The organism is Cryptosporangium aurantiacum, assembly GCF_900143005.1.
Lineage (GTDB): Bacteria > Actinomycetota > Actinomycetes > Mycobacteriales > Cryptosporangiaceae > Cryptosporangium > Cryptosporangium aurantiacum.
Genome location: NZ_FRCS01000020.1, coordinates 80109 through 94276, shown reverse-complemented (window position 1 = coordinate 94276; position 14168 = coordinate 80109). Strand labels below are relative to the sequence as shown.

The following is a 14168-nucleotide window of genomic DNA, read 5'->3' as shown; positions in this document are numbered from 1 at the left end:
GATGGTGCTGGGATTACCTGCCGAGATCCAGGGATGCCTCTTCGACCTGGACGGCGTTGTGACACGAACAGCCGCGCAGCACGCGAAGGCGTGGAAGACGATGTTCGACCAGTTTCTGGCCGAGTACGCGCAGGGCCAGGCGCCGTTCGACGTCGATACCGACTACCTCCGTTACGTCGACGGACGGAAACGTTTGGACGGGACGCGGGCGTTCCTCGCGTCCCGCGGAATCACGCTCCCCGAGGGAACACCGTCCGACACCGCGGCCGACCACACCGTCCTCGGCCTCTCGAACGCGAAGAACGCGCTCGTCCTGGACCTGATCGCCGCCGAGGGCGTCGAGGTGTTCGACGACGCGGTCACGTACCTGACCGCGGTCCGCGACGCGGGGCTGGCCCGTGCGGTGGTGACGTCGTCCGCGAACGCCGAGCAGGTCCTCACCGTGACCGGGCTGGCCGGGCTGTTCGACTACCGGGTCGACGCGCTGGTCGCGGCCGAGCGTCATCTCGCGGGCAAACCGGCGCCGGACACGTTCCTGGCCGGTGCCGAACTGCTCGGTTTGCGTCCGCACCAGGCGGCGGTATTCGAGGACGCGCTGGCCGGCGTGGAGGCCGGGCGAGCCGGGGGCTTCGGGCTGGTGGTGGGCGTCGACCGGATCGGACATCCGGACGGGCTGAAGACCGCGGGCGCCGACGTCGTCGTCTCCGCGCTGACCGAGCTGCTGGAGGTGCCGTGATCGTCAACGGCCCGTTCGCGATCGACCCGTGGTCGATCCGTGAGGACAGCGTCGACCTGGACCGGCTGGAGGCCAGCGAGTCGGTCTTCACGCTCGCCAACGGCCACATCGGACTCCGTGGCAACCTCGACGAGGGAGAGCCGCACGGTCTGCCCGGTACCTATCTCAACTCGTTCTGCGAGCTGCGGCCGCTGCCGTACGCCGAGGGCGGGTACGGCTATCCGGAGTCCGGGCAGGCCGTCGTCAACGTCACCAACGGGAAGCTGATCCGGCTGCTGGTCGACGACGAGCCGCTCGACGTCCGCTACGGCGAGGTACGCGCGCACGAGCGGGAGCTGGACTTCCGCACCGGGCTCCTGACCCGCCGGCTGGACTGGGTCTCGCCGGCCGGTAAGTCGGTCACGCTCCGGACCGAGCGGCTGGTCTCGCTGGTCCAGCGATCGGTCGCGGCGATCAACTACACGGTGACCGCGGGCGACGAGCCGGTGCAGCTCGTCGTGCAGTCCGAGCTGTTCGCCAACGAGGAGTTACCACCGACCGGAAAGGATCCGCGGATCGAGGCGGCGCTGGCCAGGCCGCTGCAGCCGGAGGTTCAGACCGCCGAGGCGAGCTGCGCCGCGCTGCTGCACAGCCTGCGCGGCAACGGCCTGCGGATGGCAGCCGCGATGGACCACGACGTGCACGGCCCGGCCGGGACCCAGACCCACTCCGACGCCAGGGACAACATCGGCCGGACCACGGTGATCTGCCGCCTGGCCCCGCGCCGCTCGCTCCGGATCGTGAAGTACCTCGCGTACGGCTGGTCGTCCCGCCGGTCGCTGCCCGCGCTCAACGACCAGGTCCGTGCGGCGCTCACCGCGGCCCGGTACCAGGGCTGGGACGGGCTCTGCGACGATCAGCGCGGCTACCTGGACGCGTTCTGGCAGAGCGCGGACGTCGAGATCGACGGGGACGCCCAGCTCCAGCAGGCCGTCCGGTTCGGGCTGTTCCACGTCCTGCAGGCCGGTGCCCGCGCCGAGGGGCGCGCGATCCCGGCGAAGGGCCTCACCGGACCGGGATACGACGGCCACACGTTCTGGGACACCGAGACGTTCGTCCTGCCGATGCTGAGCCACACGCTGCCGGACGCCGCCGCGCACGCGCTGCGCTGGCGCCGGACGACGCTCCCGCTCGCGATCGAACGCGCCCAGACGCTGGGGCTGGAGGGCGCGGCGTTCCCGTGGCGGACGATCCGCGGCCAGGAGTGCTCCGGCTACTGGCCCGCCGGGACCGCGGCGCTGCACGTCAACGCCGACATCGCGGACGCCGTGCTCCGGCACGTCGCCGCCACCGGCGACGAGGAGTTCGAGCGGACGGTCGGCATCGAACTGCTGGCCGCGACCGCCCGGCTGTGGCGCTCGGTCGGGCACCACGACTCCGACGGCGGCTTCCGGATCGACGGTGTCACCGGGCCGGACGAGTACAGCGCGCTGGCTGACAACAACGTCTTCACGAACCTGATGGCCCAGCGGAACCTCCGTGGGGCCGCCAACGCGTGCGAACGCCATCCCCAACGCGCCATGGAGCTGGACGTCGACAGCGAGGAGATCGCGTCCTGGCGTGACGCGGCCGCCGCGATGGTGGTGCCGTACGACGCCAAGCGCGGCGTCCACAAACAAGCCGAGAACTTCACCGACCACGCGATGTGGAACTTCGCCGGCACCCACGCCGACGAGTACCCGCTGCTGCTGCACTTTCCCTACCTCGAGCTGTACCGCAAGCAGGTGGTCAAACAGGCCGACCTAGTGCTCGCGATGCAGCTCTGCCCGGAGGCGTTCACCCCCGAGGAGAAGCAGCGGAACTTCGCGTACTACGAGCAGATCACCGTGCGGGACTCCTCGCTCTCGGCGGCCACCCAGGCCGTCCTCGCCGCGGAGACCGGGCACCTCCGGCTGGCCTACGAGTACCTGTGCGAGACCGCGATGCTCGACCTGCACGACCTGGCCGGCAACACCGGCCACGGCCTGCACATCGCCGCGCTGGCCGGGGTCTGGTCCGGCGTCGTGGTCGGCTTCGGCGGCATGCGGCACCTGTCGGCGGGGCTGGCGTTCGCGCCGCGATTGCCCCCGGAGCTGTCCCGGATCGCGTTCCGGCTGCGGTGGCGGGGCCGCCGGTTGCGGGTCGAGATCACGCCGACCGAGGCGCGGTACCTGCTCCTCGAGGGGGCCGAGCTGACGCTCCTGCACCACGGTGACGAACTGCGGCTGCCGACGTCCGGCGTGGTGACGGCGGAGATCCCGCCGGCCCCGCCGGTGGAGCCGGTACGGCAGCCGGTCGGACGGGAGCCGCTGGTGCGTCGCTTGCGGTGATCCCGCCCGCGCGGGCCGTTCCCGCCCTCGGCCGGGTGTGCCACTGTGGAACAGGGTGCACCAGGGGGAGGACGATGTGGGCGGGAACGACCCGGGGACGCGACTGTCCCTGACCAGCGACGAACTGCCGGTCCTGTTCGAGGCCGCCGACAACGCGGCCTTACGCGGCCAGCGGCGGACGCTGCACTGCAACCGTGCCCGGTTGTTGGGCGCGGTGGTCGCGGCGCTCGGCGGCGGGCTGACGCTCACCGTGGACGGGAAGGACCTCTGGGCGTTCGTCGCGCTGATCGGTTTTGTCGTCGCGCTGGTGGCCGAGCTGACGCTGTTCGTCCAGCAGCCGGAGCGGGACTGGTACCACGGCCGTGCGGTGGCCGAGTCGGTCAAGACGCTCGCCTGGAAGTACGCGGTCGGCGGCTCGCCGTTCCCGCCGACCCTGCCCGAGGCCGACGCCAAGCGGCTGCTGCGCGACCGGGTGCGGGCGGTGGTGATCAAGGGCAGCGACCGGATCGTGGTCTCCGAGCACGGGCCGCTGATCACCGAGAGCATGGCCGCGCTGCGCCAGGGCTCGCGGGAGGAGCGCCTCGCGGTCTACCTGCGTGACCGGATCAGCGATCAGCAGCACTGGTACGCGAGCGCGGCCGGGCGGAACCGGGTGCGCGCGCAGTTCTGGCGGCTGGTGCTGGTTCTCGGGGAGGTCGCGGCGATCATCGCGGCCGCAGGGCGGGCGTTCAGCGGGTGGGAGGGCGACTGGTCGGGGATCCTCGCCGCGGTGGTGGCGTCCGCGGCGGCCTGGCTCGGGATCAAACGGCACGACGAGTTGGCCGCCGCGTACTCGGTGGCCGCGACCGAGCTGGCGATCGCCGCCGACCGGCTGGCGGACGCCACCGAGGAGGACTGGCCGGGGATCGTCGCGGACGCCGAGGAGGCGATCAGCCGCGAGCACACGCTCTGGCTGGCGTCCCGGTCGGATCCGGGGACCACGCTGACGGTCGACGACGTCCGCAAGGCAGTTCCGGCCCCCGCGGAGGAAGTCCGCAAACCCACCCCCGCCGCCGAGTCCTGACGCGAGTCGCCCGCGCGCGACCCCTGGGGGTTCGGGGCCGCGCGCGGCCTCCTCGCTCAGGCCGGGGCGTCGGCGAGGGGCCAGCCGCCCGCGGCGAGCCGGGCCGAGACCCGCGCCACGTCCTCGACCGACGCTTCGTCCAGCGTGGCCTCGTTGATCAGCTGCTCGACGGCTGCCGTCGTGATCTCCGTACCGTTCATCGCGAGCACCGCGAGATCGGACGCGATCGCGTGCACCTCCTGATCGGTCAGCTTTCGCCGGAGCAGACCGAGCAGCACGACGTAGTCCTGGCGGGGCACCCCGGAGGGGTACCCGGCCCGCAGCCACTCCAGCGCACGGGCGACAAAACTGGCGCGCGGTTCGCTCATCGCTTTAGTCCTTGCTCTGGATGGTCGGGTAGATGTGCTCGAAGCTCAGCTCTTTCCCGAGTCCGAACAGGACGATGTACGCGATGCCCAGGGCGACGGCGGCTACCACCAGCGCGAAACACAGGATGCCGATCGCGCGCCCGCCGGGGTGCGGCGGCGGCGCCGAGGTCCCGGCGGCGTGAACCTCGGCCTCGCCGCCCTGTCCCCAGGCCATCGTCCGGATCCCGAACGCGAACAGCGTCGGCAGGCCGGCGCCGAGGACGAGACCGATCAGCAGGACCTTCCAGGCCGCCTCGAAGGCGAGTGACACGTTGTGCACGAGTTCTCTCCGATCTAGACGGACGCGGGGGTGCGGGCGGGCCGCGCCGGGGCGTCGTCCCACTCGTCGTTGACGTTGCCCGCATGGACCGGAGCCAGCCGCGAGCGCAGGTACATCGCGCCGGCCGCGGCGCAGAGCAGCGCGAACACCACCAGCGCGCCGGTCAGGCCGCCGCCGAGCAGATCCCCGACGAACCAGAGCAGCGCGCCGACCAGCGCGGCGCTCGGGATCGTGATCAGCCAGGCGGTGACCATCCGTCCGGCCACGCGCCACCGCACGGCGGCGCCGCGCTTGCCGATCCCGGTGCCGAGGATCGAGCCGGTCGCGACGTGCGTGGTGGACAGCGCGAACCCGAGGTGGCTCGACGTCAGGATCACCGCGGCCGAGGCGCTCTCGGCGGCCATGCCCTGCGGCGACGTGATCTCGACCAGGCCCTTGCCGAGCGTCCGGATGATGCGCCAGCCGCCGAGGTACGTCCCGGCCGCGATCGTGATCGCGCAGGAGGCCTTGACCCAGAACGGGATCGCTTCGGTGTCGGTCCAGTGCCCGCTGGCGATCAGTGCCAGCGTGATGACGCCCATCGTCTTCTGTGCGTCGTTGGTGCCGTGGGCGAGCGAGACCAGCGACGCCGATCCGATCTGACCCCAGCGGAAGCCGGTCTCGGTGTAACGCTGGGTCACGCCGCGGACAACGGCGTAGATCAGGAACGTCCCGGCGGCGGCGATCGCGCAGGCGATCAGCGGCGACAGGATCGCGGGCAGGATCACCTTCCCGACGACGCCGTCGAGCTTGCTGCCGTCGCCGTTCCAGTTGACGCCGCTCCAGCCGAGGCCGGCGATCGTCGCGCCGATCAGGCCGCCGAACAGCGCGTGCGAGGAACTGGACGGCAGTCCGAGTAACCAGGTGAGCAGGTTCCAGATGATCGCGCCGGCCAGCCCGGCCAGCACGATGAGCAGGAGCGCCTGACCGCCGTCGGCGGCGAGCGACTCCTTGGGTGCACCGTCGGAGTTCTGGATCTTCACCACGGCGTTCGTCACCGTGAGCGCGACCTCGACGGAGAGGAACGCGCCGATCAGGTTGAGGATCCCGGACAGGGCGACGGCGGTCTTCGGCCGGAGCGCCCCGGTGGCGATGGACGTGGCCATCGCGTTCGCGGTGTCGTGGAAACCGTTGGTGAAGTCGAACGTCAGCGCGGTAATCACGACGAGTACCAGAATTACCGTTGCAGCGGTCACGCCGTAGGGGTGCACGTCGCAACCAATCGCCGAAACGACACGTGCCCGAAGTCCACCCACTGTTCGCGCGCGGTTTACCTGGTTCTGCCGGGGCGGCAGGGCTTGCGGAAAGGCTTTCGGTACCGCGGGGCCCATGTTAGCGTGTTGTTGCTTTCAACAACCAAAGCTCGTGGGGGACGCCGACCGTGGTGAACGAAATGCTGCGGCCGACCACCCCGCCGCAGGCCCCAGCGACCCCGCGGTTCATCGTCCCGGTGCTGGCCAGCGGCGGCCTGGTCGCCGCGGTGATGCAGACGATCGTCGTGCCGCTCATCCCGAGCCTGCCCCGGCTGCTGAACGCCGCACCGGACGACGCGACCTGGGTGATCACCGCGACGCTGCTCTCCGCCTCGATCGCGACCCCGGTGGCCGGACGGCTCGGCGACATGTTCGGCAAACGCCGGATGATGATGATCTCGCTCGGACTGCTCGCCGTCGGCGCGGTGTTCTCGGCGCTGAGCAGCTCGCTCGCGCTGATGGTCGTCGGCCGGGTGCTGCAGGGCGCCGGCTCCGGCGCGATCCCGCTGGGCATCAGCCTGATGAAGGACATTCTGCCGCCGGACAAGCAGGGTTCGGCGATCGCGTTCATGAGCTCGACGATGGGCACCGGCGCCGCGATCGGGCTGCCCGCGTCCGCGCTCGTCGCCGAACACCTCGACTGGCACGTGCTGTTCTGGGGCGCCGCCGCGATCGGGCTGCTGGCGCTGGTGGCGGTGGCGGTCACCGTGCCGGAGTCCGGGCTCCGGCCCGGCGGCCGGTTCGACGCGTTCGGCGCGCTCGGGCTCGCGGTCTGGCTCACCGCGTTGCTGCTGGTCATCTCGAAGGGCAACTCCTGGGGTTGGACCAGCCCGGTGATCGGGCTCCTCGCCGCGGTGGTGGCCGTGGTCGTGCCGCTCTGGACGCTGTACGAGCTGCGGCGCCCCGGACCGCTCGTCGACCTCCGCACCACCGTCCGGCGGCCGGTGCTGGTCACCAACGTCGCCTCGGTGCTGATCGGGTTCTCGATGTACGGCAGCGTGATGATCCTGCCCCAGCTGCTGCAGGCACCCACCAGCACCGGCGTCGGCCTGGGGCAGTCGATGCTCGCCGCCGGCCTGTGCATGGCGCCGAGCGGCCTGGTCATGCTGTTCGCGTCACCGCTGTCCGCCCGGCTGTCCGCGGCCCGGGGCGCCCGGACGACGCTGATGGTGGGCGCCCTGGTGCTGGGCACGGCGTTCGCGACCGCCACGTTCCTCATGCAGGCGGTCTGGCAGGTCGTCCTGATCGGCATCTTCACCGGTCTCGGCATCGCGCTCGCCTACGCGGCGATGCCGACGCTGATCATGCAGAACGTCCCGCTGGGGGAGACCGCCGCGGCCAACGGCCTCAACACGCTGATGCGCTCACTCGGCACCTCGCTGTCCAGCGCGGTGATGGCCGTACTGCTCGCCGACACGTTCGTGACCGACGGCGAGGGTCTCCTGCCGACCGGACTCGGGGCGTTCCGGCTCGCGTATCTGGTCGCGGCCGTCGCCGCGGTGACCGGAGCGCTGCTCTGCCTGCTGTTGCCCCGACGATCCTGAGCCGATTTCCGCGCGGGCCCCGATGACTTCGCCCGGCTCACTATAGTGAGGGCGCCGTACCATTCTTCGACCGCGGCCCTCCGCGTTTCAGCCGCCGTCGAAATGCACGGGGGGGAAATAGTTGAGCCGGGCATTCGTCGTCTCTTACGCGCGCTCCGACGCGGAGTACGCGATGCGCCTCGCGCACCATCTTCGCGTGCACGACTTATCGGTGTGGATCGATGCCGATATCCGCTGGGGAACGAGTTTCACTCGCGCCATCAATAGTCACATTCGACAGGCGCTCGCAATTCTTGTCGTTATGTCTCCAGAGGCCGAAAAGTCCGAGTGGGTCGAGCGGGAAATCCTCGAGGGACAGCGGTCCGACCGACAGTTTCTTCCCATTCTCCTGCGCGGTGACCGGTTCTTCCTGTTAGCGGCCACGCACTATTTCGACGCCCGTGGTGACCGGCTTCCCGGCCGGGCCGAGGTCGAGCAGCTGCGTGAGCTCTCCGAGAAGGCCCTGACCGGCGCGAACGACGCCCCGACGATCGTGTTGCCGCAAGCCCCGGCGGACGACCTGGTGCGGACACCGGCGTCCGGCGCCGCGCTGCGCCGGATCGAAGCCCACCTCGCCGGCGGCGAGACCGCGCACGCCGACATCCTCACCACGGCGCTGCTCCTGGACTCGGTGGGCCGCCTATCCCACGGATGGCTACGCCAGGACGACGGGGACGCGCTGCCGCGTGCCCTGCTGGACGAGGTTGACGCGCTGTGGGCGCGGCACTCGTCGGGTGGCTTCGGTTTCCGGGCGCAGGCGCGGTGGCGGGTGAGCCGGCCGCCCGACGCCGGCGACGAGCTCACCGTCCGCGATTTCAGCCGGATGGCAACGGCGCTGGGCTGGCGCACCGGCGGCGGCGCCACTCCGCGGTACGGGCTGTTCGTCGAGCGGGGCCAAGGCCGTCCCGGCTTCTTCCCGACGCTGCGCAACCCGCAGCTCGAGCGGTACCCGTCCTGGCACGACCAGTGGATGCGCACGGTGCTCGCCGTTCACCGCCACCTGCCGGCCGGAGGCGCGCGGTGGTGACGGACTGGGTGCTGCCGGTCCTCGGCGTCGCGATCCTCGTGGGCTGCGCCTACGTCGCGTCGGCGTCGGCGGTCCGGGTGCCCGGCGATCACGTCGGCGTCGTCTACCGCCGTTACGGCGGGCATCCGGGAGCGGACTTCAAGGTCCGCACCCGCGGCGGCGCCGGTCCGCAGGCCGCCACGCTGAACGCCGACCGGGTCTATCTCCGGCCGCGCTGGCTCTACGACGTCGAGTTCGTCCCGCGCGTGACCGTGCCCACCGGGACGATCGGCGTGGTGGTCGCCAAGCATGGCGCTCCACCGGAGCCCGATCGGACGCTCGCCAGGCACGTCGAGTGCGATTCGTTCCAGGACGGACGAGCGTTCCTGCTCGGCGGCGGTCAGGTCGGACGTCAGCAGGCGGTCCTGCTCGGTGGCGGCTCCTACGACGTCAACCCGCACCTGTTCGAGGTGGTCACCGTCGACACGGTCGGCGCCGGACGCTACGGGCTCACCGCCGCCGACCTGCACGAGATCAGCGTGCCGATGGGTGCGACCGGGGTCGTCGTCGTCCAGGAAGGGGCACCGGCGCTCGAGCAGCACGGCGTCGTCGCGCCGGTTGTCGAGGGTCACGCGAGCTTCCAGCGTCCGGAGGTCTTCCTCGCCCGCGGCGGGCGTCGCGGCGCGCAGGCCGAGACGCTGAGCCGGGGCGGCGTGTACCGGATCAACCCGTGGTTCGCCCGGGTCGTGCTCATTCCCACGCGCGACCTCACGCTGGAATGGGCGAAGCGTACTAAACCCGACGACAATTTCGACGTCGCGCTGGACCAGATCCGGATCAACGTCGAAGGTCATTGGTTGCGTTTCGACATGTCGCAGACGATTCGCATTCCGCCGTCCGCCGCTCCGTACCTGATCGGGCGATTCGGGGAACAGGAGACCGTCGCCCACCCCAGCCCCAGCCCGACGACGTCACGCGCGCCGGTTCAGCGTTTTGTCGAGCGGGTGATCGGCCGGACGGTGGAAAGCTATTTCCACGCGACCGCCGCCGCGCACCGGGTCCTCGTCTTCATGTGCCGCCATGACGAAGTCCGTCTGGAATTGGAAGGGCGAGTTCGGGAAGCGATCAGCGAATACGGCGTCGAAGCGGTCAAAACGACGCTTAACGAATTCGAATCCGAAACCCCGGAACTCGACGTTTTGCGCCGGTATCTCGCCGCCGTGCGCGACCGGGGCGCGGCGCTGGACTACGAGCGGCAGATCGCGGAGAAGGAAGAGGAGATCCGCACTATCCGCCGGGCCGGGGACAGGGAGGACCGCAGCTTGGAATCGGTGGCGCTGGAGGACCGGCTGCGCCTGTTGGGCAAGGACGTCGTCACCACCCAGATCTTCCTCGCCGAACTCGCCGCGATGCAGATGCCGAGCGTGATCGCCGGGGACGGCGACGCGCTGCTCCGGGAGTTGCCGGTGAACCGGATGTACTCGCTGATCGACCGGGTGCTCGGCACCGACGGCCCGCGCGTGGTCGAGGCGCCAGTCCCGTCGGCGCCCCCGCCGGGTCTGTCGACGTCGACGGCCGAGGACACGTGTGTACCGCTCTATCTCGTCGTCGACGAGTCCGCCGAGCGGCTGGGCGCCGTGGAGCGCGGCGTCCGGGCGCTGTGCCGCAACCTGATCGAGGCGCCGGCCGTGGGTGCCGTGCTGCGGCTCGCGGTCGTCGGGCTCGGCGACACCGCCGACGAGCGGTTGCCGCTGCGCCGCGTCGCGGGAGCGCTGCCGGAGTTCGGGCTGGTCGCTCGCGGGCGCCCGTCGCTGCGTGCGCTGTTCGCCCGGCTGGGCGACCGCATCCCCGGCGACGTCACGATGCTCAAGGACCAGGGCCTGCGGGTCCGTCGGCCCCAGGTGATCGTGCTGACCGCGCGACCACCGACGGCCGACGATGAGTGGCGGCCGCTGCGTGACCGGCTGGTCGACCGGGACCGGACCCGGTACGCGCCGGAGATCCTGGCCTGCGGCATCGGGACCGCGGACCCGGCGACCGTGGCGGCGCTGGCGACCGGGCCCGGCCTCGCGCTGGTCGCGGCCGACCCGGCGTCGCCTGAGACCGAGGAGCGGGTCGGCGAGCTGCTCCGGTCCTGGGTCGAGCAGCTCGCGCGCGCGGTGCTCGACGGCCGGGAGATGGAGGCGCGGTGTCCGTCGGGGTTCGTGCCTGCCGGCCGGGCCGATTCGAGAGAGCGGTGAGGACGATGACGCAGTCCCCAGCAGAGGTGGCCGGGCAGCTCTGGCCGGTGTACGTGGTGGCCGACGAGTCCGACTCGATGAGCCCCTACCTGGACCAGCTGAACGACGGGCTGGACTCGATCCGGCAGCGACTCGGCGGGCAGCCGATGGCCGCGGCCAAGGTCCGATTCAGCGTGCTCGGCTTCGCCACCGACGCCACGCTGCGCAGCCACCTCGTGGACCTCCGCTCGGCAGTGGAGTTCGCGCCGCTGCGGACCGGTGGCGCGACCGAGTACGGCGAGGCGTTCCGGCTGCTGGCCGACCAGATCCCCCGGGACGTCGCACGGCTCAAGAGCGAGGGCTACCGGGTGTACCGGCCGGCGGTGTTCTTCCTCAGCGACGGCAACCCCACCGACGAACCGGGGTGGTCGCCGGTACGCGACCGGCTCGTCGACCGGATGCTCACTCCGGCGGCGCCGAATATCATCGCGTTCGGGATCGGCGCGGTCGACGGCGACGTGATCCGGCGGGTCGCCACCCAGCCGACGTTCGCGTTCGTTTCCACCGAACCGGCCCAGATCGGTGCGGCCATCCAGGAGTTCTTCAGCAGCCTCCTGCGCAGCCTGGTGGCCTCCACGAGCGCGCCAGCGGACGCACCGCAGGAACTGATCGTCGAACCGCCGCGCCGGTTCCGCGTCGAGTTGGACGTCGTGTGACCGGCGGGCCGTCCGACGAGGGTGACGTCCTCGCGCTGCCCGCCGTCGTCGGGGTCCCGACCGTGGACTTCGCACCACGTCCTCCGTGTCCGCCGGAACCCGGCGACTACCGGCCGGACACCGTGTGCGACGCGTGGTCGGCCGGCCGCCTGACCGTGCGAATGGCGTCGGTGCGCGGGTACGCCCACCGCTACGACGGCACACCCCGTCAGGACGACGCCGTGGCCGTCGCGCATCCCGGGAGCGGCGCGGTCGTGTTCGCGGTCGCCGACGGGGTCTCGGCAGCCGGGGAAGCGCACGTCGGGGCCGCGCTCGCGTGCCGCGCCGCGGTGCGGGTTGTTCTCCGGTCGTTGGATGACGCGCAGGGCGACGGGGACGCGATCGATTGGGACGCCGTCGATTGGGACGCGGTCGTCGGGGCCGCCGCCGCCGCGCTGGTCCGGGACGCCGGGGACGATAAGGGTGCGGCCGCCGCGCGCTTCGCGACCACGCTGGTGACCGGTCTCGTCCGACCCGAGCCGCCCGCCGCGACGCTGGTGCGGGTCGGCGACACCGCCGCGTGGCGGCTACGGGGCGGTGCGTTCGAGGCGCTCACCTCGGCTCCGGGTGACCCCGTCGTGGTGCGGTCGGCCACCGCTGCGCTGCCGGTGGTCCCGGACGTGGTGCGGCCCCAGAGCGTCGATCTGGCGCCCGGGGACGTCGTGCTGGTCGGCACCGACGGGTTCGGCGACCCTCTCGGGGACGGCACCGGTCAGGTCGGCCGGTTGGTCGCGGAGGTCCTGGCGACGCCGCCCTCGGCGTTGCGCTTCGCGCACGTGCTCGATTTCTCCCGGGAGACGTTCGACGACGACCGGACGCTGCTCGCGATCTGGTCGGACCCCGATCCGCCGTGCTGACCACCGGTCTCGGCGAGCGAGTCGTCGCCGACGTGCTCACGCTCGCGCCCGACCTGCTGGGGGACGGCGGGCAGGGACTGGTGTACGAGGTCACCGCCGTGCACGGCCGCGTGTTGCCGAATGCCGTCGTGTACAAGGAGTACCGGCCGGAGTGGCGCGACCGGGTGGATGCGGGCGTCCTCCGCGACCTGGTGCGCTTCCGCCGCACGGCGGGGTCGGTGACCCGGCAGTTCCTGGACGAGCGGACGGCCTGGCCGGAAACCGTGGTCGAGCGGGACGGGCGCGCGGTCGGCTTCCTGATGCAGCGGGTGCCCGCGGCGTTCCTCCGGCCGCTGGCGCTGCCCGGCACCGGCCAGCCGTGCCAGGTGCAGCACCTGCTCAACGACGAGGACTATCTGCGCCGGGCCGGTGTCGAGGTCGACGACCTGTGGCGGCTGGCGTTCCTCCGCGACGTCGCCGAGACGCTGAGCGTCCTGCACCGATTCGGGGTGGCGGTCGGCGACCTGTCGCCGCTGAACGTCTACCCGAACCTGGACGGCACACCACGCTGCTTCTTCGTCGACTGCGACGCGATGGCGCTGCGCGGCCGCTCGGTGCTCCCGCAGGCGCAGACCGGCGGCTGGGCGGCTCCGCCCGGCGCGGCACTGGCGACCGAACAGAGCGACGCGTACAAGCTCGCGTTGCTCGCGGTGCGGTTGTTCGCCGGCGACCAGCAGACCCAGGACCCGGCCGCGCTGAGCCGTGCGTCGGCCCGGCTGGGCGCGCTGGCCCGGACCGGTCTGACCGCGGACGTGGGCACCAGACCGGCACCGGTGGACTGGCTGCAGGCGCTGACCGTGATCTCCACCGAACCCGGAGCCGGAAGCGCGACCCCGCTGCCGAACCGGAGCCGGGCGGCGCTCGGGGCGGGAAACGTCACCCGGACCGCGGGTCGAGGAACCTGGCGGGTGGCCCGGTGGATCGGGTCGGCGCTCTGGTGGGTGCTGCGCCGGGTCGGACGGTGGATCGCGGCGTGGCGCGGCTGGGAGGTCGTCCGGAACGCGCTCCTGGCCGCGCTGGTGCTCTCCGTCCTGTTCCTCGTGGGGTACGCGGGCGTGAAGTTCGTCGGCCATCTCCGCGCCAACGAGGCGAAGGAGGTGGCGGCGATCCTGGCGAAGTCGGAAGAGGACTACGGCCGGATGGTGGCCCTGTTGCCGGCCGAGAAATGGTCCTGTGAATCGGGGCCCAGGCCGACGATTGGGGCGGGTGACGACCAGCTGGACGTCATCGACGCGCTGACCGAGGTCACGAAGAGCCGCGCCGACCTCCGCCGGGACGTGCAGGAGCTCGATCTCCGCTGGGTCGCCGACGAGGACGAACTCACGGAGCAGTTGTCCATCGCGATGACCGAGTCCTACCTCGCCGACGAGTCGTTCACCGAGGCGGCGCGGCGATGGTGCCCCGATCCGAAGCGGGCGAAGGACGCTAGAGACCGGGGCCATGAGCACTCCACGACCGCGAACCTCGCCAAGGATGAAGTCTTGCGTCTGTGGGCGGACATCGCCCCGGACCACGGCCTCCGGGTCCCCGAGAACATCTGACGTCTCACGTCACGGGTGCGAAACCCGTGCCGCTGCGCACGT

Annotated in this window: 12 protein-coding genes; 9 read left to right on the top strand and 3 right to left on the bottom strand. The window is 71.5% G+C overall.

Features of this window, described 5'->3' with window-relative positions; translation table 11 throughout:
* The first annotated feature begins 4 nt into the window (after positions 1 to 4).
* The 3 genes from BUB75_RS38390 to BUB75_RS38380 all read left to right on the top strand — a co-directional run bounded on the left by BUB75_RS38390 (position 5) and on the right by BUB75_RS38380 (position 4147).
* Positions 5 to 736: a beta-phosphoglucomutase family hydrolase gene (locus tag BUB75_RS38390; protein ID WP_073264756.1), complete on the top strand. Its 732-nt coding sequence runs from the start codon at positions 5 to 7 to the stop codon at positions 734 to 736.
* A complete protein-coding gene (locus BUB75_RS38385; protein WP_218618021.1) occupies positions 733 to 3084 on the top strand; it encodes a glycoside hydrolase family 65 protein in 2352 nt (783 codons plus the stop codon). Before BUB75_RS38390 ends, BUB75_RS38385 begins: the two co-directional genes overlap by 4 nt.
* A gap of 76 nt (positions 3085 to 3160) precedes the next feature.
* Positions 3161 to 4147 carry a DUF4231 domain-containing protein gene (locus BUB75_RS38380; RefSeq protein WP_073264701.1) on the top strand — a complete coding sequence of 329 codons (987 nt, stop codon included), beginning with the start codon at positions 3161 to 3163 and terminating at the stop codon, positions 4145 to 4147.
* Between the two features lie 56 nt (positions 4148 to 4203).
* On the opposite strand, the gene BUB75_RS38375 is transcribed toward BUB75_RS38380, so the two are convergent.
* From BUB75_RS38375 to BUB75_RS38365, 3 genes are read right to left on the bottom strand one after another with little or no spacing between them, the layout of a single operon-like run.
* Positions 4204 to 4515 carry a DUF3349 domain-containing protein gene (locus tag BUB75_RS38375; RefSeq protein ID WP_073264699.1) on the bottom strand — a complete coding sequence of 104 codons (312 nt, stop codon included), beginning with the start codon at positions 4513 to 4515 and terminating at the stop codon, positions 4204 to 4206.
* A gap of 4 nt (positions 4516 to 4519) precedes the next feature.
* Positions 4520 to 4834 (bottom strand): hypothetical protein, encoded by a 315-nt coding sequence (locus tag BUB75_RS38370; protein WP_073264697.1) that lies wholly within the window; start codon positions 4832 to 4834, stop codon positions 4520 to 4522.
* Positions 4835 to 4848: 14 nt separating this feature from the next.
* On the bottom strand, positions 4849 to 6069 hold the full coding sequence (locus BUB75_RS38365) for an inorganic phosphate transporter (RefSeq protein ID WP_073264754.1): 1221 nt from the start codon (positions 6067 to 6069) through the stop codon (positions 4849 to 4851).
* A gap of 197 nt (positions 6070 to 6266) precedes the next feature.
* Between BUB75_RS38365 and BUB75_RS38360 the strand changes: the two genes are divergently transcribed.
* From BUB75_RS38360 to BUB75_RS47930, 6 genes are all read left to right on the top strand, one after another.
* On the top strand, positions 6267 to 7670 hold the full coding sequence (locus BUB75_RS38360; RefSeq protein WP_073264695.1) for an MFS transporter: 1404 nt from the start codon (positions 6267 to 6269) through the stop codon (positions 7668 to 7670).
* Between the two features lie 121 nt (positions 7671 to 7791).
* Positions 7792 to 8736, top strand: coding sequence for a TIR domain-containing protein (locus tag BUB75_RS38355; protein ID WP_073264693.1), 945 nt, complete (start codon positions 7792 to 7794; stop codon positions 8734 to 8736).
* On the top strand, positions 8733 to 10955 hold the full coding sequence (locus tag BUB75_RS38350) for an SPFH domain-containing protein (protein ID WP_143175685.1): 2223 nt from the start codon (positions 8733 to 8735) through the stop codon (positions 10953 to 10955). Before BUB75_RS38355 ends, BUB75_RS38350 begins: the two co-directional genes overlap by 4 nt.
* Positions 10956 to 10960: 5 nt before the next feature.
* The gene (locus tag BUB75_RS38345) at positions 10961 to 11650 is read left to right on the top strand and encodes a vWA domain-containing protein (protein ID WP_073264689.1); all 690 of its coding nucleotides are present in this window, start codon (positions 10961 to 10963) and stop codon (positions 11648 to 11650) included.
* The gene (locus BUB75_RS38340) at positions 11647 to 12546 is read left to right on the top strand and encodes a protein phosphatase 2C domain-containing protein (RefSeq protein ID WP_073264687.1); all 900 of its coding nucleotides are present in this window, start codon (positions 11647 to 11649) and stop codon (positions 12544 to 12546) included. Before BUB75_RS38345 ends, BUB75_RS38340 begins: the two co-directional genes overlap by 4 nt.
* Entirely contained in the window at positions 12540 to 14126 is a 1587-nt protein-coding gene (locus BUB75_RS47930; RefSeq protein ID WP_073264685.1) for a hypothetical protein, read from the top strand. Before BUB75_RS38340 ends, BUB75_RS47930 begins: the two co-directional genes overlap by 7 nt.
* Positions 14127 to 14168: the final 42 nt, after the last annotated feature.